Raw genomic sequence first — 22,797 nt, 5'->3', positions numbered from 1 at the left:
CCCCTCCCGGCGATGATATCGCCTAGAGGCAGGCCTCAAGAAAGGGTTGGTCGAAGCCATATTGCTTGGCTTTTTCCAGCGTGTAGGGGCGCAGGCCCATGGCGCGATATTCGCCGATGATCTTGCCGTCTGCGCTCTCGTCCAGATATTCGAACTTGAACAATTCCTGCGTCACGATCACATCGCCCTCCATCCCGATCACCTCGGTGATGTTGGTGGTGCGGCGCGAACCGTCGCGCAGACGCTTCACCTGGATGATGAGATCGACCGAATCCGCGATCTGGCGCGAGATAGCTTCCTTGGGCACCTTGATGTCCGACATCATCACCATGTTTTCCATACGGGCGAGCGCCTCGCGCGGGGAGTTGGAGTGAAGCGTGCACATGGAGCCGTCATGGCCTGTATTCATGGCAGCGAGCATGTCGAAACATTCCGAGCCACGAATTTCGCCCAGGATGATGCGATCGGGACGCATACGCAGGGCGTTCTTCACGAGATCGCGAATGCTGATTTCGCCCTGGCCTTCCAGATTGGGCGGCCGCGTTTCCAGCGGGAGCCAGTGCGGCTGCTGCAGGCGAAGCTCGGCGGCATCCTCGATCGTCAGCACGCGCTCGCCCGGATCGATCATCTTGGACAAAGCATTGAGCATCGTCGTCTTGCCCGAGCCGGTGCCGCCCGAGATGACGATGTTGAAGCGGCTGGCACCCGCAATCTTGAGTGCGGTCGCCATCTTTTGCGACATGGAGCCAAACCCGGCCATCATATCGAGCGTGATCGGCTTTTCGGAGAATTTACGGATCGAGATCGCGGTGCCGCGCAGCGACAGCGGTGGCACGATCACGTTGACGCGTGAACCGTCTTTCAGGCGCGCATCGGCGAGCGGCGAGGTCTGATCAACGCGACGGCCGACCGAATTGCAGATCCGCTGTGCGATCTGAAGCAGATGCTCCTCATCGCGAAACTGGATCGGGGCGATGATCAATTTGCCCTTTTTTTCGATATAGGTCTGCAGCGGCCCATTGACCATGATGTCCGAAATTTCCGGATCGGACAGCAATTCTTCCAACGGCCCGAGGCCCAGAAGCTCGTCGACCAGCACCTTTTCCAGCGCGAACTGCTCGCGGCGGTTGAGCGTGAATTTCAGCTCGGCCAGCACTTCGACGATGATCGGGCGGAATTCCTCGGCCAGTTCGTCCTTGTTGAGCGTGGCGGCGGCTTCGGGATCGACGCGCTCCAGCAGGCGCGGCAGCACCTGCTCCTTGATCTTGTGGACCGACGCCTCAAACCCCTCCACCTTGCTGCTATGCTCGGTGACATTGTTCATCCGGCTGTCGAGCCGGGTCATCGCGTCGGATTGTGGGCCTTTTTCGGTGAGCAGGTCGGGCTCGGGCAGTGGCACGGAATCGATCGGTGGAAATTGCGCGCCGCCCAGCGGCTCATGATCCGGACCCTTGGCGGCAGCGCCGCCCTGCATCGGGCGCGCCACGCCAAAACTTGGGCGTCCACCCGTCGTTCCGTTGACACCCCCTCGTTTACCGAATGCGCTCATTGGCCGTCCGCAGTCCTTTCCGGCGCTCGTCGAAAGCAGCCTTGAAGATAGGGTGAATAATCCGGAAACTTTGACAATTAGCTAATGGCGCGGTGAAATGCCGCCATGGGCAACACGGGATAACGGACGGGGAGGCGAACAATGAAGCGCTTGGCGGCGGGTTTTCTTTTGATGCTGATGGGGGCGTCCGAGCCGCATTTCGCAGCCGCTCCGGTCGCGATGGAGGGGGCGGCGACCGCGGAGACGCTGGGCTGGATGAGCGGCGACTGGGTGGTGCTGGACAAGGACGGCCGCTGGACCGAGGAAATCTGGAGCGCACCGCGCGCCGGGATGATGATCGGCACCAGTCGGACGGGGGCAGGCGGGGAGATCGGGAGCTTCGAATATATGCGGATCGCGGCGGGCGAGGATGGGGCGCTGAATTTCTTCGCCAGCCCCAATGGCGCGGCACCGGTGGTGTTCGTCCTCACGTCATGGGGCGAAAAGACCGCGACATTCGAAAATGCGGCGAACGATTATCCCAAGCGGATCAACTACATGCGCAAAGGGCTGATGTTGGTTGCGGAGATATCGGGGGATAAGGATCAGCCGGTGATGCGCTGGGCCTATGAGAAGAGGTGAGCAGTCTGCTTACAAATAGCCGTTGGTCCCGAGCGAAGTCGAGGGACGTGTCACCTGCACAGTGCGTCCCTCGACTCCGCTCGGGATGAACCGAATTGCTAGGCTAATCAGCCCTCTGCGCGTTCCGCCAGGACCGTGAGACCCTTTTCATTGACCTCGGCAAAGCCGCCTTCGATGCGGATCTTTACCGGTTCGCCATTCTCGGTCTTGTAGATCGCCAGATCGCCGTCGCGGACGGTGGACATAAAGGGCGCATGGCCCTGCAGCACGCCGAATTCACCCTCGGTGCCGGGGACGACGACCATATGGACCTCTTCCGAACGGACGAGGCGTTCCGGGGTGACGAGTTCGAAATGCAGAGCCATTGTTCAGTCTCGCTCCCTTCCCGCTTGCGGGAGGGGTTGGGGGTGGGAAAGGGTGGTTCTGCGCGGCAGAGGCCCACCCCTGGCCCCTCCCGCAAGCGGGAGGGGAATATTGGATTAAGCCGCTTCAGCCAGCTTCTGGGCCTTGGCTACGGCTTCTTCGATGCCGCCGACCATGTAGAAAGCGCTTTCGGGCAGATGATCATATTCGCCTTCGACCACAGCCTTGAAGCTCTTCACGGTATCTTCGATCGCGACAAACTTGCCGCTGATGCCGGTGAAGACCTCGGCGACGTGGAAAGGCTGCGACAGGAAGCGCTGGATCTTGCGGGCGCGGCTGACGGTGAGCTTATCTTCTTCCGAAAGCTCGTCCATGCCGAGAATGGCGATGATGTCCTGCAGCGACTTATACTTCTGGAGCGTTTCCTGAACCGCACGGGCGGTGTCATAATGCTCCTGGCCGACGACGGCCGGGGTCAGCACGCGGCTGGTGGAATCGAGCGGATCCACGGCGGGATAGATGCCCAATTCCGAAATCGCGCGGTTCAGCGTGGTGGTGGCGTCCAAATGCGCGAAAGACGTTGCAGGCGCTGGATCGGTAAGATCGTCGGCGGGCACGTAAATCGCCTGCACCGAGGTGATGGACCCCTTGTTGGTGGAGGTGATACGCTCCTGCAGTGCGCCCATGTCGGTCGACAGCGTCGGCTGATAGCCCACAGCCGAAGGAATACGGCCGAGCAGAGCGGACACTTCCGAACCGGCTTGGGTGAAGCGGAAAATGTTGTCCACGAAGAACAGCACATCCTGGCCTTCGACGTCGCGGAAATATTCGGCATTGGCGAGGCCCGAAAGCGCAACGCGGGCACGCGCGCCCGGCGGCTCGTTCATCTGGCCGAACACCAGCGCCACCTTCGAACCTTCGGGCGTGGGATCGCCATTGGCGTCCTTGGCGATGACGCCTGCGTCGAGGAATTCGTGATAGAGATCATTGCCTTCGCGCGTGCGTTCACCAACGCCGGCGAACACGGAAACGCCGCCATGGCCCTTGGCGATGTTGTTGATCAGTTCCTGGATCAGCACGGTCTTGCCCACGCCGGCGCCGCCGAACAGGCCGATCTTGCCGCCGCGCGCATAAGGCGCGAGCAGATCGATCACCTTGATCCCGGTGACCAGAATGCTGGCTTCGGTGGACTGATCGATAAAGGCGGGTGCCTCGGCATGGATGGGGTTGGTGAAAGGGGAATTGACGGGGCCGCGCTCGTCGATGGGCTCTCCGATCACGTTCAGGATGCGGCCAAGCGTCATCGGGCCAACGGGCACGCGGATCTGCGAGCCGGTATCCTTGACCGGCTGGCCGCGGGTCAGACCCTCAGTCGCGTCCATGGCGATCGTGCGCACGGTGTTCTCGCCGAGATGCTGGGCTACTTCGAGCACGAGGCGGTTGCCGTTATTGTCGGTTTCAAGCGCCGAGAGAATGGCGGGCAGGCGGCCCTCGAAGGTCACATCGACAACAGCGCCGATGATCTGGGAGATGCGGCCGGTCGCGCCGGTTATCGCCGCCTTGGGCGCAGGCGTCTTTACGACAGCCTTGGGCGCGGCAGGTGCCTTGGCCGCAGCGGCGGCTTTGGGAGCAGCAGCCTTGGGCGCTGCCTTTGCGGCAGCAGGTGCCTTGGTGGTTTTCGGTGCGGTTGCCATGACGGTCTTCCTTGCTTGCAATTCTTGAGGCACTTGCGCGCCAGCGATGATCGGGTTGGTTACAGCGCTTCCGCGCCGGCAATGATTTCAATCAGCTCGGTCGTGATCGCAGCCTGACGGGTCCGGTTATACTGGATCGTCAGCTTGTTGATCATGTCACCCGCATTGCGCGTGGCATTGTCCATCGCGGTCATGCGGCTGCCCTGTTCGGACGCCGCATTTTCCAGCATCGCGCGGAAAATCTGGATCGCCACGTTGCGGGGCAGGAGATCGGCGAGGATCGCTTCCTCGTCCGGCTCATATTCCACGGCCGCGCTCGCACCCGTATCCGCTGCGCCCTTGGGCACGGCGACGGGAATGATCTGCTGGCCGGTTGGCTCCTGAACCAGCGCGGACTGGAACTTCGCGTAGAACAGATGTGCCACGTCGAACTCGCCGGCTTCATAACGCGCTGTGATATCCTCGGCCAACGCCTGCGCGTCGGAAAAGGCCAGCTTTTTGATATGGCCCAGCTCGAAATCATGCGCGATCTGCTTGGCATGGAAGCGGCGCAGAACCGCGCGCCCCTTTTTGCCGGCGACATAGAAGCGCACTGTCTTGCCCGCGTTCGTCAGCTCTTCGGCCTTCTTGCGCGCGGCGCGGACGATATTGGTGTTGAAGGCACCCGCCAGACCGCGTTCGGACGTGGCGACAACGATGAGATGGACCTGATCGCTGCCCGTGCCCGCCAGCAGCTTGGGTGAAGATGCGCTGATCGTGACCTTGGAGGCCAGGCTCGCCATGACCGACTCAAGCCTTTCGGCATAAGGACGGCCGGCGACCGCTGCTTCCTGCGCACGGCGCAGTTTCGCGGCGGCGACCATCTTCATCGCCTTGGTGATCTTCTGCGTCGACTTCACCGAGCCGATGCGGATCTTAAGAGCTTTGAGACTTGCCATTGAATCCTATCCGATCAGGCAAATGTCTTCACGAACGCGTCGAGTGCGGCCTTGAGATCGGCCTTCACTGCATCGCCCAGATCCTTGGTATCGCGGATCGTCTTGAGCACGTTCGGATGGTTGGCGCGCAGATCGGCGATCATTGCGGTTTCGAAGCGGGTCACGGCGTCCACGGGGATGCCGTCCAGATAGCCGCTGGTGCCGGCGAAGATCGAAGCGGTCTGCTCTTCGAACGGCATCGGGCTGTATTGTCCCTGCTTGAGAAGCTCGGTGAGGCGCGCGCCGCGGGCCAACAGCTTCTGCGTGGACGCATCGAGATCCGAGCCGAACTGCGCGAAAGCCGCCATTTCGCGATATTGCGCCAGCTCGAGCTTGATCGAGCCGGACACCTTCTTCATCGCCTTGGTCTGTGCGGCGGAACCCACGCGAGACACCGAGAGACCCACGTTGATGGCGGGACGGACACCGGCGAAGAACAGATCGGTTTCGAGGAAGATCTGGCCATCGGTGATCGAGATCACGTTGGTCGGGATATAGGCCGAAACGTCACCAGCCTGGGTTTCGATGATCGGCAATGCCGTCAGCGAGCCATTGCCATTTTCGTCGTTCAGCTTCGCAGCACGCTCCAGGAGACGTGAGTGGAGATAGAAAACGTCGCCGGGATAGGCTTCGCGGCCCGGCGGGCGGCGCAGCAGCAGAGACATCTGGCGATACGCCACGGCCTGTTTGGAGAGATCGTCATACACGATCACAGCGTGCATCCCGTTGTCGCGGAAATATTCGCCCATCGTCACACCGGTATAAGGCGCGAGATACTGGAGCGGTGCGGGCTCGGATGCGGTTGCGGCGACCACGATGGAATATTCCATCGCGCCATTTTCTTCCAGCGCGCGGACGATCTGCGCCACGGTGGAGCGCTTCTGGCCGACGGCGACGTAGATGCAATAGAGCTTCTCGTTTTCGTCAGTGCCCTTGTGCGCTTCCTTCTGGTTGATGAACGTGTCGATCGCGACGGCGGTCTTGCCGGTCTGGCGATCGCCGATGATCAATTCGCGCTGACCGCGGCCGACGGGAACGAGCGCGTCGAGCGCCTTGAGGCCGGTCTGCACGGGCTCATGGACCGATTTGCGCGGGATGATGCCCGGTGCCTTCTTTTCCACGCGCATACGCTGGGTATATTCGATCGGGCCTTTGCCATCGATCGGATTGCCGAGGCCATCGACCACGCGGCCGAGCAGACCCTTGCCCACGGGAACGTCCACGATGTTGCCGGTGCGCTTCACAACGTCACCTTCGCGGATTTCGCTATCGGTGCCGAAGATCACGACGCCGACATTATCGGCTTCGAGGTTCAGGGCCATGCCCTGGATGCCGTTGGCGAATTCGACCATTTCACCCGCCTGAACATTGTCCAGGCCGTGAATGCGGGCGATGCCATCACCCACGGACAGCACGGTTCCGGTTTCGGAAACCTGAGCTTCGGTGCCGAAATTGGCGATCTGGTCCTTGATGACCTTAGAGATTTCAGCGGCGCGGATATCCATGTTCAGCCTTTCATCGCGTGCGCGAGGGTATTGAGACGGGTCTTGATCGAGCTGTCGATCATCTGCGAGCCGATCTTGACCACGAGACCGCCGAGCAGGGCGGGATCGACAGAAAGATCGACGGAAACTTTACGGCCGACGCGCGCGGTGAGCTGCGTCTTGAGCGCGGTCACCTGGGCCGCGGTCAGCGGATGGGCTGACACCACCTGCGCGGTCGTCTCGCCGCGGTGGTTGGCTGCGAGCGTGGCGAAGGCGCGGATCGTGTTGGCCAACTCGCTCAAGCGGCGGTTGCCTGCGAGCACACCCAGGAAATTGGTGGTCAGCGAATCCAGCTTGAGCACTTTGGCCGCCCCGGCGATGCCTTTGCCGGCATCGGTGCGCGACAGCAGCGGGCTGCTGGTCAGCAGACGGAAATCATCCGATTCGGCCAGAGCGCCGTTCAGGGTGGAAAGGCTGTTTTCAACAGCCTCGATGGTGTTCGATTCGCGGGCGAGTTCGAACAGAGCCGTTGCATAACGCCCTGCTAAGCTAGCCTGAATGCCGCCGGAATTCTCCACGCGCTCTTATGTCCTTTTAGACAAACGGAATTGGCCCCATGCGAAAAGGGGGCCGCAAAAGCGCCCCCAGATGGGTCGCCGGGCTGCTAGCATCGCTTTTGCGGGGATGCAAGACGAACGGGACATAGGATTCCTGTCTTGGAACTGTAATAATTTATTAACCCTGATTTCAGCTTTGCCTGCGAAAGCCGCGCCAATCCTCGAAAAAGGGAATGTCGCGAATCATGAAGCCGTTTCTGCCTACGCTGTTTCTTTCGGGTTCGGGAGGTGCGGGATCGATCAAGGGTCAGCTCAAACTGATTCTCGGTGCCTTGCTGGCGGTGCAGCTTGTGTTGGCGATCGCGCTCGTCACGACCACCTTGGTGACCCGCAATACAGTGACGACCTTGCTGCATGATCGTATCGAGCCGATCAGCGATCTTCAGGATGTCTCGAGCGGATATGCCGAAGCGCTTGCCATCGCGAACAAGGTGCGTAGCGGCAACATGTCTCCGGCGAGCGGCGTGGGCGCGGTGGAGGCGGCCAGAGCGCGCGCGGACGAAGCATGGCGCGTGTTTGCCGGCCTCACGCTCGGCCACAGGCACGATGCGGCGGCCGCCCACGTTAGGGAAGCCCGCGCGGATGCGAGCAAGACCACCGCACGATTGATCGCGCTGCTGCGCACCGGCAACACCGATGATCTGGATTTCTTCGTGAGCGGTGCGCTGTACGCGGCGGTCGATCCCTTGACGAATGCAAGCCGCACGCTGGTGGAGGATCTGCGCGCGGATGCAGCCGCAGAGGGGCGGCGGCTCGATCTCGGGCTGGTGGCCGCCTATGGTATTGCGCTGTTCCTGACGCTCGCGGCCATAGCGATCGGCTATTGGGGCGTGCGCGCGGCCAGGCTCAATATTGATCGTCCGCTGGAAGAGATTGCCGAGGCCACCCGGCGGATCGGGCTGGCTGAGGCCGACGGCCTGATACCCGGTCTCGATCGCGAAGATGAGATCGGCGATATCGCCCGCGCCCTGCTTTATGCCCGCGAGCGTGCGGGTGAAGCGCGGCGGCTTGAATTGCACAGCCGCAGCATCGAAGACGAGCGCCACGCGCGAGACGCCGAAATCCTCAGCGCGCGCACGCGCCGCGCCGAAGAGCTTGATACCGTATTCGCCGGATTTGAAAGCGATATCGCGCAAAGCGTGGGCAATCTCGTTCGGGCGGGTGGGGATATGCGGGTGACGGCAGCCGCCATGTCCGGAGAAGCCACGGTTTCGGAGGATCTGGCTCTGTCTGCCGCCTCTCTGGCCGAACAGACCGCGACCACCGTCAATGTGGTCTATGAAAGCGGTCAGGCGCTCGCCGGCGCTATCGCGCGGGTTCGCGATACCGCCCAGAATGCTCGCCTGAATGCGCAGGCCGCGCGTGGCCAGGCCGCGAGCAGCCGGGATCGTGCAATGAAGCTGGCCGAACTGGTCACCGAAATCTCCCAAGTGCTCAATATCATCAGCGGTGTGGCCAAGCAGACCAATTTGCTTGCGCTCAACGCCACGATCGAAGCATCGCGCGCCGGCCTTGCCGGGGCTGGGTTCGCCGTTGTGGCCGACGAGGTGAAGGCGCTCGCCCGCCAGACCCAGGCGGCCGCCGCCACGATCGGAGATCGGCTTCACAGCATCGACCGGACGGCGCGAGAGGCCGTCGGCAGCTTCGAAACGATTGACGGGCTGATCGCCGGACTGGACGAATCGGCCAGTCTCATCGCTCAGGCGGTTGAAACGCAAAGCCGCGCCAGCCAGGATATCGCCGAATCGATCGGCTTCGTCGACACGGGAAGCCGCGATACGGCGCAAAGCATGACCGGGCTGAAGCAGCGCGCGGAAGCCGCTCGGCGGATGGCGGGAGGATTGAGCAGCGCGGCCGACTCAGTGGCGAGCCAGACCGAATTCCTGCGCAACGAGATCGCGCGGATGGTGGAGCGGGTAAAGGCCGTCTGAGGCTGATTGAACCGACTTCTTTTCCGAACGCATGGGGGTCGTGCTTTGAAAGCAAGCGCTGGGATGTGTGGCGGCGCATGAGCCGCTACATCGTGCTTCATGAGTATGAACCTGCATCTCGATCCCGCCATCGCCTGGACAGCGTTCGAACGGCGCGACCGCAGCTTCGACGGTCAATTCGTCGGCGCCGTCAAAACCACGGGCATCTATTGCAAGCCGAGTTGCCCGGCGCGGCATCCTCGGCGCGAGAATGTGGAATTTTTCGCCGATGGCGCGGCGGCACTGGCGGCGGGCTATCGCGCCTGCCTGCGCTGCAAGCCAGATGAAGTGGGGCGGGACCGGGTCGCGGTGGCGCGGGCCATCGCTTTGATTGATAACGCCGAAGACAGCCTGTCGCTCGACGAACTGGCCGCATGGGTGGGCTATGCGCCGCATCATTTCCATCGCCTGTTCAAACGCGCCACGGGCGTGACACCCGCGGCCTATGCGCGCGGATTACGTGTGAACAGGGCAGCCAAGGCTTTGACCAAGGAGCGCAAAGTGACCGACGCCATTTATGATGCGGGGTATGCCGCGCCAAGCCGCTTCTATGAGGATGCCAGGCAGCGCCTGGGCATGACGCCCAGCGCATGGAAGCGCGGCGGGGCGGGGGTCACGATCCGCTGGACCATCGCCCCCACCAGCCTGGGACCGCTGCTGATCGCCGCGACGGACAAGGGATTGTGCCGCGTGTCGTTCGATGAGGGAGAAGAGGCTTTGCGCGAACGCTTTCCTGCGGCGGATATCCAGGCCGGCGGCCAGGCGCTGGAAACGCTCGCCGCGCGTGTGGTGGCCGATGTGGAACATCCCGAGCGGCATCATGATCTGCCGATGGACGTGCAGGGCACGGCGTTTCAGGAGGCCGTATGGCAAGCGCTCCGGGCCATCCCGATCGGGGAGACGCGGACCTATGGCGAACTGGCCGCCATTGCCGGCAATCCCAGGGCGGTTCGCGCGGCGGGCACGGCCTGCGGCGCCAATCATATCGCGATCGCCATTCCCTGCCACCGCGCCCAGCGCGCCGATGGCACGATGGGCGGCTATGCTTATGGGATCGATCGCAAGCTGGCATTGCGGAAACGCGAAGGGGTGAAGTGACGGCGAACCGGCGATTCAGGCTGGATCATTCGCCCGATGGCGCTTCGGTCGTTTCTGCCTTTGACGCCGGAGCCGGTTTGCCGTCGATGGTCGCAATCATTTCGCGGGCAGCGTCACGGCCTCCGCCGGCATGAGGCGCATAGGCGATCGGCAGCAGCACATTGCGCGCATTCTTGAACTTTTTCTCCATCATCAAATGCTGCGCGAAAGCCATGCGGATGTCATCGGATTGCGGAGCGAGCTCATAGGCGCGGAACAGCCCGTCAACGGCGACCTCGGGCGGGTCTATCCCTGATCGCGATAGGATTGATAATAACGGAACAGTGCGACCGTATTGTCGTTATCGGCGCGATTTGCCTTCACGATCAGCGCTCGGACCGCTTTCCAATGTGCCTGCTCATCCTCCGCTTCGCCTGAAGCGTCCGCCAAGGCCGCGGCCTTGCGCAGCAGCGCGGGAATGTGATCGGGCTTGATCTGGAGCAACCGTTCATCGGCCGCGGCCACGCCCTTTTCATTGTCCGTCAGCTTCTCGGTCTCGGCCAGCAAATCCCAGGCATAGGGGCTGTCTGGGTAAAGCGCGGCTTCCCTACGCACCTTGCTGATAAAGCCGTCTGCTTCTTTCTCTTCAATGCCGGTCATCAGGTTGAGCCGTTCCGGGATCAGCGCGTCTTCTGCAGGACTGACGGCTTGGATCATGATCGACGCGCCCTTGATGCTGAGGCCCGATAACTGGCGATAGGCCATCTTGCGCGCGACGAGATAGCGTTTCAGATCCTCCTCCAGCCCGGATATCGGCCCGAACGCATCCGTGGCGGCTTTTTCCGCGGGGACGCCATTGGCATAAGCGTCGATATATTTCGTGAGCTGGCCTTTGCGGGGCGGCGAAAAGCTCAGCATGTGCGTCAACAGCCAGGCACGGCCATAATAGGCATCGCCCTCCTGACCATTTCGGGGATTGGGATCGTCGGAGAGAAGCCGCTTGATCGGAAATGGTGCCGAAAGGTTCAGCCCATAAGCGCGGTGGTAAGCGGGTTTGCCGATGGAGGCTGTCCCCTTGTCGCTATCCACCTCCGCTGTCGAATAATATTCAGCAAAACCTTCGACATACCAGGGCGGATAGGCGTTTGCGAAATATTGCATCATGAAATGATGAGCATATTCGTGAAACAGCACGGTTTCGCCATCAAGATCATATTTGTCGCTGCCTTCGCTCCGCGGAACAAGCGCGAGCGCGCCGGACATGTTGGGGAGATAAATGCCCGATACGTTCCGCCCGGCGCGGCCCAGGATCCTGTGGATCGATGCCTGGTCACGCAGCAGATATATCTCCAGTCGCTTGGGTGCGGGGGGTGCTTCCAGCCGGGTGACCAGTCTGAGCAGGGAATCGAAGGCTTCCACCTTGGCTGCGAATTTGCGGAGTCCCTCTTCACTGCCGTTGGAATAGACCAGGAAATTGTCCGAAGTCGCGCGCTTCCACCCCGCATGGGCCATGCCAGGCATGATGATCCAAACGGCAAGACATATAATGAAACGAAAGAACATATCGCAAAGCCCCCCCAGCCCGGACAATGCTAGCGCGACTATCGGGCATGATGCAAGGCAGTCTTTTCCCGCGAAGAGGATCGGATACTGTTACGATTATGTGTCTTGACTATAGAAAGCTGTAAGGGTCCACATCCACAGCGACGCGGACCTTTGTGCCCCATTCCAGCGCCCCCAGCCAATCGCGGATCACATCCTGCACGTCCAGCGCGCGGCGAGCGTGGACGAGCAGACGGAAACGGTGACGCCCGCGCAGCATCGCGAGTGGCGCAGGTGCGGGGCCATAGACCTGCATTCCCTCTACCTTGGGCGCGGTGCGTCCGATCAGCGTGGCCGTTTCCAGCGCGAGCTTCTGATCCTCGGATGAAACGATGATCCCCGCATAACGGCCAAAGGGCGGCGCGCCGGCGTCGCGACGGGCTTCGGTTTCGGCGGCATAGAAGCTCTCGGCATCGCCCGAAATCAGCGCTTCGATCACGGGCGCGGTAGGGCTGTGCGTCTGGATTAGCACATGGCCGGGCTTTTCCCCGCGACCCGCGCGGCCCGACACCTGCATGATCTGCTGAAACGTGCGTTCCGACGCGCGCAGATCGCCGCCCTCAAGCCCGAGATCGGCATCGATCACACCCACCAGCGTGAGATTGGGAAAATGATAGCCCTTGGTGACGAGCTGTGTGCCGATCACGATATCGATGTCGCCGGCCTCCATCCGGTTGACGAATTCGGCGGCCTTGGCGGGAGACCCGATCGTGTCTGACGTGATGATCGCGGTGCGCGCTTGCGGAAAAAGCGCTTTCACCTCATCCGCAATGCGCTCGACGCCGGGGCCGCAGGCCACCAGACTATCCTCCTCCTTGCATTCGGGGCAGGCATGGGGGGGCGGCATGGTATGGCCGCAATGATGGCAGGCGAGGCGGCGGATCAGCCGGTGTTCCACCATCCACGCGGTGCAATTGGGGCATTGGAAGCGGTGTCCGCAATGGCGGCACAGCGTCAGCGGCGCATAACCGCGGCGGTTGAGGAACAGCAATACCTGCTCGCCGCGCTCCAGCGTCTCGGCCGTCGCCGTGACCAGGCGGGGCGCGATCCAGGTGCCGCGCTCGGGTGGCTCGGCGATCAGGTCGATCGCCTGGATATCCGGCATGGTCGCGTTGCCAAAGCGCGCGGGCAGGCGGAGTTCGGTATAACGGCCCAGCTCCACCTGCTGGCGCGTCTCGATCGCTGGTGTTGCTGATGCCAGCACGACCGGGCAACCCTCGAAATTGCCGCGCATGACCGCCACGTCGCGCGCATGATAATGCACGCCTTCCTCCTGCTTGAAGCTGGTTTCGTGCGCCTCGTCGACCACGATCAGCCCCAGATTGGCATAAGGCAGAAACAGGGCGGACCGTGCGCCGACCGTCACCAGCGCCTCGCCGCTGGCGATCGCACGCCAGGCCCGGCGACGCTGCGACTGGCGCAGATCCGAATGCCAGGCGACGGGGCTATGACCGAAACGCGCGGTGAAGCGCTTCAGGAAAGGCTCGGTCAGCGCGATTTCCGGAAGAAGAATCAGCGTCTGCTTTCCAGCACGAATCGCCGCGGCGACCGCCTCGAAATAAACCTCGGTCTTGCCCGATCCGGTGACGCCATCGAGCAGGAAGGGTTTGAATGCGGCGGATTGAACCGCTTCCACCATGGCGTCGGCGGCGGCGGTCTGCACGGCCGAGAGATCGGGCTGATGATGATCAGGATCAGGCGGGTTGAAGGGCATATCGATATCGACTTCCACCGGCTCGATCGCGCCCGCCTTCACCAGGCCGCGGATCACGCCATCCGACACATTGGCGGCGATGGCGAGTTCGCGGATCAGACCCTGGCGTTCCGCCAGCCGTTTGAGCGCCTGTTCGCGTTGCGCGGTCATGCGCTCGGGAATAAAGCCGGTGAGCCGATATTCGGTGATCGTGCGCGCGCCTTCCAATGCAGAGGCCGACGCCAGCGCCATGCGCAGCACCGCAGCAGGCGGCGCGAGATAATAATCAGCGGTCCATTCGATCAGGCGACGCAGGGAGTCCTTGAGCGGCGGAAGATCATAGGTGGAAAGCAAGGGGCGCAGGCGATTATCACCCACCTCTCCGGCGGAGGGCATCCGATCCTCTTCCCACACCACCCCGGTCAATTGGCGGGGGCCGAGCGGCGCGAGCACGATCGAACCCGGCTGGACCGTCATGCCATGCGGCACGCGGTAATCCAGCGGGCCGAGCGCGGCATTGAGCAACAGGACGCGGGCACGAGTCATGCTGCCTAGTTAGGGACGGTTGCCGAGAAAAGGAATCTGTTCGCCGTTTTACGAGGAGATTTGTGTTGATGCTAAACACACCGCGATCAGCAGATCACGCGCAAATAATGATCCATCTTCTTGAAAGCCTCATTGGTCATCGTCACGATCGTGCAGCGTGCATCGGTGAGGGAGGGCGACAAGGTCACCATGCCCGCGCGCTTCAATTCGTCGATCCATCGATGGCCGGTCGCGCTTGGAATGTTTGTGGCGTGGGAAAGACCAGTCACCGACAATTCGATTGTCTCCGCGCGACAGCGATAAAGCTCGAGTAACAACGGCCAGGCCGGATCGCGCACGAGATTTTCGGGGAAATATTGCAGCCGCTGTTGCCGCTCCCGTTCAAGGCGTTTGGCACATTGCAGGGGGAGGTCTGACTGGACCGTAGATGCGGTTCCGCTGCGCTGAACCGGCAAATGTTGCAGCGCTTCCTGAACCTCGTCCGTCAGCTTGCGAATATGGGCAACCCAATCTTCCTGAGAGAAAGGATTGTTGCGATTGCCCCTGAAAGGAAAACCGCTGCGGCTATAATCCATGCAATCCCGTCCTTGGTACGGCACCGATCCTGTGTGCATCGAGAGATCAAGTTTCTGGTCGGTGTCTTCAAGGGACGAAGGAGATGATCTTTTTGTTCCAATTTTTGCGATATTTTATTTCAATTTCAATTGTGACGTGAATTAAGAAATTTAATTTCGAATAAATCGACTTTGATGTGAATATCATATGCCGGCGATGATCTGAAATATCTGTCATTGACGACCTGTGAATGCAGAAGATGTTCAATTTCCTTTCTTTTTAGTATCTGTTTTCAAGATGATATGATTGAACTACTGTAGTCCGCAAGCGGCTCGACGGACAGTGTGCGCGGCGCGCGTGCGGGGGTGGCGCAAGCGATCAATTCTGTATGAGTGCCAGCGTCGCAACGCCTATAGAGCGTCCAACCGAATCACCCGCGAGGCTATCCCATGAAATTTTTCGTCGACACCGCAGATACCAAGGACATTGCGGAACTGGCCGCCACCGGCCTGCTGGACGGGGTCACCACCAATCCGTCGCTGATCCATAAGGCGGGCCGCGATTTCGTGGAGGTTGTCACTGAAATCTGCGGCATCGTGGACGGGCCGGTCTCCGCCGAAGTCGTCGCGCTCGATCACGCCACGATGATGAAGGAAGCCGAAATCCTGCGCAAGGTGGCAGATAACGTCTGCATCAAGGTGCCGTTGACGCTCGATGGCCTGAAGACTTGCAAGGCGCTTTCGAGCGAGGGCACGCTGGTGAACGTCACATTGTGCTTCTCGGCCAATCAGGCGCTGCTCGCGGCGAAGGCGGGCGCGAGCTTCATTTCACCGTTCGTCGGTCGGCATGACGATATTGGTTATCCCGGCATGGAATTGATCGCCGATATCCGGCTGATCTACGATAATTATGATTTCGGCACCGAAATCCTTGTCGCCAGTGTGCGCAATCCCATCCATGTGCTGGAAAGCGCGAAGATCGGCGCGGACGTGATGACCGCGCCGCCATCGGTGATCAAGATGCTGTTCAATCACCCGCTCACCGACAAGGGGATCGAAGGGTTCATGGCGGATTGGGCGAAGACCGGACAGAAGATCGGCTGAGCCGCGATCGGGGGCGATTGCGTCGCAACCGACGTTGCGCGCATAGTCACCCGATGACCGCCAGCCTTCTCATCACATCGTGGCGTGACCATCTGCTCAACGGTCGCAGGCGGTCCGAGCATACCATTCGCGCCTATGTGGCGACGGCCGAGCGGCTCGCGGCATTTTTGCAGGACCATCGCGGCGGCGCGGTGGATCGCGCGTTGCTAGTATCGCTCGAGCCGGCCGATCTGCGTGCATTCCTCGCGGCGCGCCGGGGCGACGGAATCGGCAACGCATCGGCGGCGCGCGAACTGTCGGCGGTGCGCAATTTCCTGCAATTCGTGGCGGGGGAGGGCGGCACCATCCCCCGGCTGAAAGGACCGCGCGTCAAACGTGGCGTCCCGCGCCCGATATCGCCGGATGAGGCCGTGGCGCTGGCGGGCGACGTTGCGGATCAGGCGCGGGCTCCCTGGATCGGCGCACGGGACTGGGCCGTGCTGCTGCTGCTTTATGGCGCGGGCTTGCGCATTGGCGAGGCGATGGGTCTCACGGGGGCGGTGCTGCCGCTGGGCGAGACGCTGAGTGTGACCGGCAAGCGTAACAAGACGCGCATCGTGCCGCTGCTGCCTCAGGTGCGGCAGGCGATCGACGATTATGTGGCGCTTTGCCCCCATGCGTTGGCCAAGGATCAACCGCTGTTCCGCGGTGCGCGCGGCGGGCCACTGTCTCCGGCGCTGATCCGCCGCGTCGTCCAGCGATCGCGCGGGCGGCTCGGCCTCTCCGATCGCACCACGCCACATGCGTTGCGGCATAGCTTCGCGACGCATCTGCTGGGGCGGGGCGCGGATCTGCGTGCGTTGCAGGAACTGCTCGGTCATGCCAGCCTCAGTTCGACGCAAATCTATACAGCGGTCGACGCCGCGCATTTGATGGACGTCTATCGCAATGCCCACCCCCGGGCGTGACGCGGTTTGCAATTTGCGGATCGACCCGCGCGCGGGGCAGGCCTAAGCATGGCACATGAGCACCTCCCTTTACGACCTGACGATTCCGGTCTTCATCCGCGGCTTGAACGCGCTTTCCCAAATCCTTGAAAAGGGCCGCACCTATGCGCAAGAACAGGGGATCGATTCCACTGATCTGCTGGCGACCCGTCTGACTGCGGACATGGCACCGATTACGGCCCAGATTCAGCGCGCGAGCGACACCGCCAAGGGGACCGCCGTCCGGATCGGCAAGATCGAAAACGTGGTGTTCGAAGACAATGAGGCGAGCTTCGATGATCTGCAGGCGCGGATTGGGAAGACCATCGCATTTCTTGAAGCCGTGCCGCGCTCGGCCATGGAGGGGCGCGAGGCGGATGAAGTCATATTGACGACCCCGAACCGCGAGATCGCGTTTACGGGGCAGAGCTATGCGCTCAGCTTCGCGATCCCCAATTTCTTTTTCCACATGACCACCGCCTACGCCTTATTGCGCCATCGCGGCGTGCCCATCGGCAAATTGGATTATCTGGGCAGCGCTTGAGTCACAGCGATCACCCATAAAAAAACACCGCGCGTCCCAAAGGAAACGCGGTGTTTTTTTTACAAAGTCTGACGGGATCAGGCGGTGGCAGTTGCCAGCTTGGTGCGACGGCCGCGACGCATACCCGAACCCACCATGCCGAAGCCGGTGATCATCATCGCCCAGGTGGCGGGCTCGGGAACGGCGTTCGAAAAGCGGATGTTGTCCAGTTCGAATGCCGTGCCGTTCGAGATGAGGCCGATCTTCTTGATGAGACCTGACGCATTGCTGAAGCTTGCCAAAATGCTGGTTGTGCCGCTCGTGGTGATGCCGGCAAGAGCCAGAATTTGCGTACCGGTGAAAGTTTCATAAAGACTATCGGTGGAATAGATGCGCACCGAATTGTGCGTATCGACCGAACCCCAGTAAAAGCTGACCGTGTCGAAACCGGGGCCGCTGGATACGTTGAAATAATCCACGCCGTTGGAATTGCCCGATCCGATGGCTTCGACGCGCAGATATTTTGAGGTGTCGCCCGCTGGGGTCAGCCACTGATTGGCGACCGAACCTTGTTTGATGTCAGCGCCTTCGAGACCGGAAGAGGTGATGCCCTGAGGATTGGCGGCGTCGAAGGTGATGATCTTGCTGTTGCCGATCACAGCGGAGGAAGCGGCAAAAGCCCCGGCACCTGTCGTGATCGTGACGTTCACAGCGGCGTGGGCGGAAGTCGACACAGCCAATGCTATGGCGGCCGACAAAATCAATTTCTTCATGATACGCTACCCTTTTTGAAAATGGTCCTGTGCTGGGCCTCGAAACCAGCCGATCGGGTATCATTATAAGAAGGCTTCGCCCGCGAGCACTTCCGTTGGTTCCTAAACAGGCTTTAACGAAAAATTAGCGTTCACCTAACGGCAATCCAACAATCCTGTGTCGGATTGACACAAAAAAGCAATAAGATGGTAAATCTTGTCAAATTAAAGAGTTAACAGCGTAACGAAGCTGCCATGCAGGGGCGACGCGATGCGATTCGCTCAAGAACAGCCCACGGCTTTGGTCTGTCCGCCGTCACTCGCTGCCCGCTCTCCACGCCTCTTCCTCGCTCTTCATCGCGCGGCGATCTGCGAACCATTGCTGGAGCATCAGGGCCGTGCACCCGGTTTGCCCGCTGGAGCCGACGGCCGAGCAGCTATTGGGCCGGGTGAAGCGGGTGATCTGATCCATGGATTCCACCCGCGCCCCCCACGCCTGCGCGGCCGGCGCATCATCCGGCCGTTGGCCTCGGAACCGCTTGGGGACGCGGAAGCGCTCGGTTTCGGGTTCATGCGCGCACACGACGATCTCATCGGGATCCGTGCTTTGCGGGCAGCGTTCGTCACCATAAGTGGTCATCACGCGCGTGCGCTGCGGGATTTCGCCTTCAGCCGCCATGGCAGCGCCGGAAAGTCCGCCGACGATAAGCGCCATGCCCAGAATGATTCGTTTCATCCAATCGCTATAGCCAGCCAAGGTGTATGCAGGATTGCTGAATGTTGCACTCATCCTGCGTTCCCATGTCGGAGTGCCATGCCCATGGTCTGCCGTGAAGGTGCGGATTGCAATGGTCCGAAACCACCTCAGCCTTCCTTATGGTTACCACTATCTTATTCAAACAGAATGCCATTTTTTTAATACCGTTCCCCCAAAAGCGGTCCGTCGCCAGATGGCTTTAAGCGTTCGATGTCTTGATTCGGTCGCGTTGCAAGGGAACAGGGATTATGAAGATTTTGAAATTGGCCGCTGCTGCCGCACTCGCTACCGTATCGGCCACCGGCCATGCCGCCGTGACGCTGACCGTGGAAGCGGCCGGCGTTCAGAACACCACCACAGCATACACCGGCGGCGTCGCTACGTTCAACACGCTGAACGGCTATAACGAAAACGTCGCAGTGGCGCTTGGCGGCAATACGGCCACGTTCAGCCGCCTCAACGCCAGCACCGCCAATGTCTATGGCGGCGCGAACGGCAGCAATTTCATCACGGTGGCGAACGATACGGTCATCGGCCTGTCCACCGCGGTCAATTATTTCGGCCTGTGGGCATCGGCTCTGGATGGCGGCAATGCCGTTGAGTTCTTTTCCAACGGTGCGTCGCTGGGCAGCTTCAATCTGACCGCCTTCGCGCTGGACAGCGCCTATGCCGGCAATCCCAATGGCGGCGGCAATGCTGGAGAGAAATACGCTTTCTTCAACTTCAACAGCGATACCAAGTTCGACCAGGTCAAGCTGATCCAGAATGGCGGCGGCGGCTTCGAGGTGGACAATGTCACGCTCGGCAATGCCGTTCCGGAGCCTGCCACCTGGGCGATGATGCTGATCGGCTTTGGCGTGGTCGGTTACGCGATGCGCCGCAAGGTTAGCGTCAAGACCAGCTTCGCCTGATCGAATTTCCGCCGTTCGGCCGCATCCGGGATGATACGGATGCGGCCGGGCATGACGGATATATTGACGGCGGTTTTTCGGCATCCTCGGCGCGCCATATCCCTTGCGATGTCGGCATGAAGCAAGAACGACAAGGCCGCGCCTTATTCATCGCAAGACAGACCTCAGGCGTCCACAGATGGACTGCCTGTCAAAGCGCCGAGCACTTGGGCGGCGATCGTGAAAGAGCGCTTGCGCGCCTCATGATCGAACATCTGGCATGAGATGATCAGTTCGTCCGCGCGGGTGCGCTCGATAAATGCAGCCACCTTGCGGCTCACCGTCTCCGGCGATCCGATGGCGGATGCCTGCAGCACCTGATCCAGCATTGCATTGGCCTGCGGCGGCAGCGTATCCCGATAGTCCGGCACCGGCGGCGGAAGCTGTTGCGGATTGCCCGTGCGCAGTGCCACGAACGCTTGTTGCATCGAACTGGCGAGCAGCATGGCCTCTTCATCGGTATCAGCGGCAAAGATGTTGAACGCGGCCATGGCATAGGGCTGGCCAAGCTGTGCCGAAGGACGGAAATCGCGGCGATAGATCGCCAGGGCTTCGTCGAGATCGCCCGGCGCGAAATGCGACGCGAAAGCGAAGGGCAGGCCGAGTGCGGCGGCAAGCTGCGCACCGAACAGGCTGGAACCCAGAATATAGAGCGGCACGTCTTCGCCCGCCCCTGGGATGGCGCGGATGCCCAATTGCGGATCGTCTGCGAAAAACGCCTGCAATTCCATCACGTCGCGGGGAAACTGATTGGCGTCCGTATTGAGGTTGCGGCGCAGCGCCTGCGCCACGCGCTGATCCGATCCGGGCGCGCGGCCCAGCCCCAGATCGATCCGCCCGGGATGAAGCGCTGCCAGCGTGCCGAATTGCTCGGCGATCATGATGGGCGCGTGATTGGGCAGCATGATCCCGCCCGATCCGATGCGGATCGTCTTGGTGCCCGCCGCCACATGCGCGAGCGCGACGGCGGTCGCGGCGCTGGCGATCCCGCTCATGCCATGATGCTCCGCCATCCAGAAGCGCTTGAAGCCGAGCGCTTCGCCGTGCCGCGCCAGATCGAGCGAATTGGCCAGCGCCTGGCCGGCGGTGCTGCCTTCGACGATGGAAGAGAGATCGAGAATGGAAAATGCTGTCATGGCGGCAATATGGGGAGGCGGGGAGCAAGCGACAATCCTCGGCGCGCGATCAAACGCGGCCAATCGCCGTATCTCTAGGGTTGGCGGCGCCTTCACCTTATAATGGACGAGGTCGTGGAAGCGGCAGACACTTTTCCAGCCGCCCCTCGCTTAACCTGTTACGGCGGCCATTGTTACGAACCCGGCTTCGACCGCAATGGTCGTTGGCATGGAAACCACCCGCCAAGAGAGACCGTTCCCTATGCCGTTTCGTCTAAGCCGCTTCTCCAGCCTGTTTTTATGCGTTCTGATCGCCGGGATATCCATCATCCTGCTGCCCTATCGGCATTGGCTGATCGTGCCGGCCATCGTCTTTGGGCTTTTGACTCTGCTTGGTCTTCGCGACCTGCTCCAGAAGCAGCACGCCATTCAGCGCAACTATCCCGTCATCGGCCATATCCGATGGCTCGCCGAAATGGTCCGGCCCGAAATCCGCCAATATCTGTTCGAAGCCGATGAGGAGGCCGCGCCCTTCTCGCGTTCCCAGCGCTCGCTGGTTTACCGGCGCGCCAAGGATGAGGCTGGCGATCATCCCTTCGGCACGCTCCTCGACGTGTATCGCGATGGCTATGAATTCATCGGCCATTCCGCGCGCCCGGTCCCCGCGGCCGATCCGGCCGGGTTCCGCATCACCATCGGCGGCGATCAATGTGCGAAGCCCTATTCGGCCTCGGTCTTCAACATTTCGGCGATGAGCTTTGGCTCGCTATCCGCCAATGCCATCCGCGCGCTGAACAAAGGCGCGAAGCTGGGCGGCTTCAGTCACGACACCGGGGAGGGGAGCATCAGCCCCTATCACCGCGAATTCGGCGGCGACATCGTATGGGAGATTGCCAGCGGCTATTTCGGATGCCGGGACGAAGCGGGAAAATTCGATGCTGCCCGCTTTGCGGCCCAAGCGACCAGCGATCAGGTGAAGATGATCGAAATCAAAATGAGCCAGGGGGCCAAGCCCGGCCATGGTGGCATCCTGCCCGCGGCGAAGGTGACAGCGGAGATCGCGGGGACGCGTGGGGTTCCGATCGGTCAGGATTGCATATCGCCGCCCAGCCACAGCGCCTTTTCCACGCCGCTCGAAATGATGGCGTTCATTGCGCAATTGCGGACCTTATCCGGCGGCAAGCCGGTGGGATTCAAATATTGCCTGGGGCACCCCTGGGAATTCATGGGAATCGTCAAGGCGATGCTCGCGACCGGCATCTATCCCGATTTCATCGTCGTGGACGGGGCAGAAGGCGGGACGGGTGCCGCACCCGTCGAGTTCAGTGATCATATCGGCGTCCCGATGCGCGAGGGGCTGCTGTTCACGCATAATGTGCTGACCGGTGCCGGCATACGCGACCGGATCAGGATAGGCGCCGCCGGCCGCATCGTGAGCGCATTCGATATCGCCAGCGTCCTGGCGATCGGCGCGGATTGGGCCAATTCCGCACGCGGCTTCATGTTCGCGATCGGCTGCATCCAATCGCTGTCATGCAACACGAACCGTTGCCCGACGGGCGTGGCAACGCAGGATGCGGTGCGGCAGCGCGCGCTGGTCGTGCCCGACAAATCGGAGCGTGTGCATCGGTTTCACGCCAACACGCTTCGGGCCTTGGCGGACATGCTGGCGGCCGCGGGATTGCATCATCCCAGCGATCTTGGCCCGCATCACCTCGTCCGGCGGATCAGCACGACCGAAGTGAAACAGTTTTCGGAACTGCACAGCTTCGTGACGCCCGGCTCGCTGATCGACGAAAGCTGCGATCACGGCTTTTACAAGCGCAACTGGGCTCTGGCGCGCGCCGAGGCTTTCTGAAGCGGCGCGCGACGAAAGGCACGCGA

General features: G+C 61.4%; 21 protein-coding genes. 8 read left to right on the top strand and 13 right to left on the bottom strand.

Annotated elements, in window-relative coordinates; translation table 11 throughout:
* Positions 1-22: 22 nt before the first annotated feature.
* Positions 23-1,549, bottom strand: a complete 1,527-nt coding sequence (locus FHS49_RS07490) for a TadA family conjugal transfer-associated ATPase (protein ID WP_184016883.1) — start codon at positions 1,547-1,549, stop codon at positions 23-25.
* A 141-nt stretch (positions 1,550-1,690) separates the two neighbouring features.
* Here FHS49_RS07490 and FHS49_RS07485 point away from each other — a divergent pair, with 141 nt between their 5' ends.
* Entirely contained in the window at positions 1,691-2,170 is a 480-nt protein-coding gene (locus FHS49_RS07485) for a DUF6265 family protein (RefSeq protein WP_221240416.1), read from the top strand.
* A 107-nt stretch (positions 2,171-2,277) separates the two neighbouring features.
* Here the strand turns inward: FHS49_RS07485 and FHS49_RS07480 are convergent, their stop codons facing one another.
* From FHS49_RS07480 to FHS49_RS07460, 5 genes are all read right to left on the bottom strand, one after another.
* The gene (locus FHS49_RS07480; protein WP_184016882.1) at positions 2,278-2,535 is read right to left on the bottom strand and encodes an ATP synthase F1 subunit epsilon; all 258 of its coding nucleotides are present in this window, start codon (positions 2,533-2,535) and stop codon (positions 2,278-2,280) included.
* A gap of 114 nt (positions 2,536-2,649) precedes the next feature.
* Positions 2,650-4,227: a F0F1 ATP synthase subunit beta gene (gene atpD, locus FHS49_RS07475; RefSeq protein ID WP_221240415.1), complete on the bottom strand. Its 1,578-nt coding sequence runs from the start codon at positions 4,225-4,227 to the stop codon at positions 2,650-2,652.
* 59 nt (positions 4,228-4,286) lie between these two features.
* Positions 4,287-5,165 (bottom strand): F0F1 ATP synthase subunit gamma, encoded by an 879-nt coding sequence (locus tag FHS49_RS07470; RefSeq protein WP_184016879.1) that lies wholly within the window; start codon positions 5,163-5,165, stop codon positions 4,287-4,289.
* A gap of 14 nt (positions 5,166-5,179) precedes the next feature.
* The gene (atpA, locus tag FHS49_RS07465; RefSeq protein WP_184016877.1) at positions 5,180-6,709 is read right to left on the bottom strand and encodes a F0F1 ATP synthase subunit alpha; all 1,530 of its coding nucleotides are present in this window, start codon (positions 6,707-6,709) and stop codon (positions 5,180-5,182) included.
* 2 nt (positions 6,710-6,711) lie between these two features.
* Positions 6,712-7,266: a F0F1 ATP synthase subunit delta gene (locus FHS49_RS07460; protein WP_184016874.1), complete on the bottom strand. Its 555-nt coding sequence runs from the start codon at positions 7,264-7,266 to the stop codon at positions 6,712-6,714.
* A gap of 224 nt (positions 7,267-7,490) precedes the next feature.
* Between FHS49_RS07460 and FHS49_RS07455 the strand changes: the two genes are divergently transcribed.
* Both FHS49_RS07455 and ada read left to right on the top strand, forming a co-directional pair.
* Positions 7,491-9,236 carry a methyl-accepting chemotaxis protein gene (locus FHS49_RS07455; protein WP_184016873.1) on the top strand — a complete coding sequence of 582 codons (1,746 nt, stop codon included), beginning with the start codon at positions 7,491-7,493 and terminating at the stop codon, positions 9,234-9,236.
* Between the two features lie 99 nt (positions 9,237-9,335).
* Complete coding sequence (gene ada / locus FHS49_RS07450) at positions 9,336-10,373, top strand: bifunctional DNA-binding transcriptional regulator/O6-methylguanine-DNA methyltransferase Ada (protein ID WP_184016871.1); 1,038 nt, start codon at positions 9,336-9,338, stop codon at positions 10,371-10,373.
* A gap of 25 nt (positions 10,374-10,398) precedes the next feature.
* On the opposite strand, the gene FHS49_RS07445 is transcribed toward ada, so the two are convergent.
* The 4 genes from FHS49_RS07445 to FHS49_RS07430 all read right to left on the bottom strand — a co-directional run bounded on the left by FHS49_RS07445 (position 10,399) and on the right by FHS49_RS07430 (position 14,768).
* Positions 10,399-10,587 (bottom strand): hypothetical protein, encoded by a 189-nt coding sequence (locus FHS49_RS07445; protein WP_184016869.1) that lies wholly within the window; start codon positions 10,585-10,587, stop codon positions 10,399-10,401.
* Positions 10,588-10,658: 71 nt separating this feature from the next.
* Positions 10,659-11,873 carry a hypothetical protein gene (locus FHS49_RS07440; RefSeq protein ID WP_184016867.1) on the bottom strand — a complete coding sequence of 405 codons (1,215 nt, stop codon included), beginning with the start codon at positions 11,871-11,873 and terminating at the stop codon, positions 10,659-10,661.
* Positions 11,874-12,024: 151 nt separating this feature from the next.
* Complete coding sequence (locus tag FHS49_RS07435) at positions 12,025-14,193, bottom strand: primosomal protein N' (protein ID WP_184016865.1); 2,169 nt, start codon at positions 14,191-14,193, stop codon at positions 12,025-12,027.
* Between the two features lie 86 nt (positions 14,194-14,279).
* Positions 14,280-14,768, bottom strand: coding sequence for a MarR family winged helix-turn-helix transcriptional regulator (locus FHS49_RS07430; protein WP_184016863.1), 489 nt, complete (start codon positions 14,766-14,768; stop codon positions 14,280-14,282).
* 429 nt (positions 14,769-15,197) lie between these two features.
* Between FHS49_RS07430 and fsa the strand changes: the two genes are divergently transcribed.
* The 3 genes from fsa to FHS49_RS07415 are packed head-to-tail and all read left to right on the top strand — an operon-like array spanning position 15,198 to position 17,360.
* Complete coding sequence (gene fsa, locus FHS49_RS07425; protein WP_184016861.1) at positions 15,198-15,851, top strand: fructose-6-phosphate aldolase; 654 nt, start codon at positions 15,198-15,200, stop codon at positions 15,849-15,851.
* A 53-nt stretch (positions 15,852-15,904) separates the two neighbouring features.
* Positions 15,905-16,798, top strand: coding sequence for a tyrosine recombinase XerC (locus FHS49_RS07420; protein ID WP_184016858.1), 894 nt, complete (start codon positions 15,905-15,907; stop codon positions 16,796-16,798).
* A gap of 55 nt (positions 16,799-16,853) precedes the next feature.
* Entirely contained in the window at positions 16,854-17,360 is a 507-nt protein-coding gene (locus FHS49_RS07415; protein WP_184016856.1) for a DUF1993 domain-containing protein, read from the top strand.
* 77 nt (positions 17,361-17,437) lie between these two features.
* Here the strand turns inward: FHS49_RS07415 and FHS49_RS07410 are convergent, their stop codons facing one another.
* Both FHS49_RS07410 and FHS49_RS07405 read right to left on the bottom strand, forming a co-directional pair.
* On the bottom strand, positions 17,438-18,112 hold the full coding sequence (locus FHS49_RS07410; RefSeq protein ID WP_184016854.1) for an Npun_F0296 family exosortase-dependent surface protein: 675 nt from the start codon (positions 18,110-18,112) through the stop codon (positions 17,438-17,440).
* Between the two features lie 295 nt (positions 18,113-18,407).
* Entirely contained in the window at positions 18,408-18,827 is a 420-nt protein-coding gene (locus tag FHS49_RS07405) for a hypothetical protein (RefSeq protein WP_246350427.1), read from the bottom strand.
* A 269-nt stretch (positions 18,828-19,096) separates the two neighbouring features.
* Here FHS49_RS07405 and FHS49_RS07400 point away from each other — a divergent pair, with 269 nt between their 5' ends.
* Positions 19,097-19,759, top strand: a complete 663-nt coding sequence (locus FHS49_RS07400; protein ID WP_184016852.1) for an Npun_F0296 family exosortase-dependent surface protein — start codon at positions 19,097-19,099, stop codon at positions 19,757-19,759.
* A 164-nt stretch (positions 19,760-19,923) separates the two neighbouring features.
* Here FHS49_RS07400 and FHS49_RS07395 read toward each other — a convergent pair whose 3' ends face one another.
* Positions 19,924-20,934 (bottom strand): LLM class flavin-dependent oxidoreductase, encoded by a 1,011-nt coding sequence (locus FHS49_RS07395; protein ID WP_184016850.1) that lies wholly within the window; start codon positions 20,932-20,934, stop codon positions 19,924-19,926.
* Positions 20,935-21,175: 241 nt separating this feature from the next.
* On the opposite strand from FHS49_RS07395, the gene FHS49_RS07390 reads away from it, so the two are divergent.
* The gene (locus FHS49_RS07390; protein WP_184016848.1) at positions 21,176-22,771 is read left to right on the top strand and encodes an FMN-binding glutamate synthase family protein; all 1,596 of its coding nucleotides are present in this window, start codon (positions 21,176-21,178) and stop codon (positions 22,769-22,771) included.
* Positions 22,772-22,797 lie beyond the last annotated feature (26 nt).

The organism is Sphingobium boeckii, from assembly GCF_014199215.1.
GTDB lineage: Bacteria > Pseudomonadota > Alphaproteobacteria > Sphingomonadales > Sphingomonadaceae > Sphingobium_A > Sphingobium_A boeckii.
This window is presented reverse-complemented; position numbering and strand designations above follow the sequence as displayed.

Coding starts and splice junctions, on each gene's coding strand:
- FHS49_RS07490 (WP_184016883.1), bottom strand. CDS start 1,549: ATGAGCGCATTCGGTAAACGAGGGGGTGTCAACGGAACGACGGGTGGA.
- FHS49_RS07485 (WP_221240416.1), top strand. CDS start 1,691: ATGAAGCGCTTGGCGGCGGGTTTTCTTTTGATGCTGATGGGGGCGTCC.
- FHS49_RS07480 (WP_184016882.1), bottom strand. CDS start 2,535: ATGGCTCTGCATTTCGAACTCGTCACCCCGGAACGCCTCGTCCGTTCG.
- atpD (WP_221240415.1), bottom strand. CDS start 4,227: ATGGCAACCGCACCGAAAACCACCAAGGCACCTGCTGCCGCAAAGGCA.
- FHS49_RS07470 (WP_184016879.1), bottom strand. CDS start 5,165: ATGGCAAGTCTCAAAGCTCTTAAGATCCGCATCGGCTCGGTGAAGTCG.
- atpA (WP_184016877.1), bottom strand. CDS start 6,709: ATGGATATCCGCGCCGCTGAAATCTCTAAGGTCATCAAGGACCAGATC.
- FHS49_RS07455 (WP_184016873.1), top strand. CDS start 7,491: ATGAAGCCGTTTCTGCCTACGCTGTTTCTTTCGGGTTCGGGAGGTGCG.
- ada (WP_184016871.1), top strand. CDS start 9,336: ATGAGTATGAACCTGCATCTCGATCCCGCCATCGCCTGGACAGCGTTC.
- FHS49_RS07445 (WP_184016869.1), bottom strand. CDS start 10,587: ATGGCTTTCGCGCAGCATTTGATGATGGAGAAAAAGTTCAAGAATGCG.
- FHS49_RS07440 (WP_184016867.1), bottom strand. CDS start 11,873: ATGCCTGGCATGGCCCATGCGGGGTGGAAGCGCGCGACTTCGGACAAT.
- FHS49_RS07435 (WP_184016865.1), bottom strand. CDS start 14,193: ATGACTCGTGCCCGCGTCCTGTTGCTCAATGCCGCGCTCGGCCCGCTG.
- FHS49_RS07430 (WP_184016863.1), bottom strand. CDS start 14,768: ATGGATTATAGCCGCAGCGGTTTTCCTTTCAGGGGCAATCGCAACAAT.
- fsa (WP_184016861.1), top strand. CDS start 15,198: ATGAAATTTTTCGTCGACACCGCAGATACCAAGGACATTGCGGAACTG.
- FHS49_RS07420 (WP_184016858.1), top strand. CDS start 15,905: ATGACCGCCAGCCTTCTCATCACATCGTGGCGTGACCATCTGCTCAAC.
- FHS49_RS07415 (WP_184016856.1), top strand. CDS start 16,854: ATGAGCACCTCCCTTTACGACCTGACGATTCCGGTCTTCATCCGCGGC.
- FHS49_RS07410 (WP_184016854.1), bottom strand. CDS start 18,112: ATGAAGAAATTGATTTTGTCGGCCGCCATAGCATTGGCTGTGTCGACT.
- FHS49_RS07405 (WP_246350427.1), bottom strand. CDS start 18,827: ATGAAACGAATCATTCTGGGCATGGCGCTTATCGTCGGCGGACTTTCC.
- FHS49_RS07400 (WP_184016852.1), top strand. CDS start 19,097: ATGAAGATTTTGAAATTGGCCGCTGCTGCCGCACTCGCTACCGTATCG.
- FHS49_RS07395 (WP_184016850.1), bottom strand. CDS start 20,934: ATGACAGCATTTTCCATTCTCGATCTCTCTTCCATCGTCGAAGGCAGC.
- FHS49_RS07390 (WP_184016848.1), top strand. CDS start 21,176: ATGCCGTTTCGTCTAAGCCGCTTCTCCAGCCTGTTTTTATGCGTTCTG.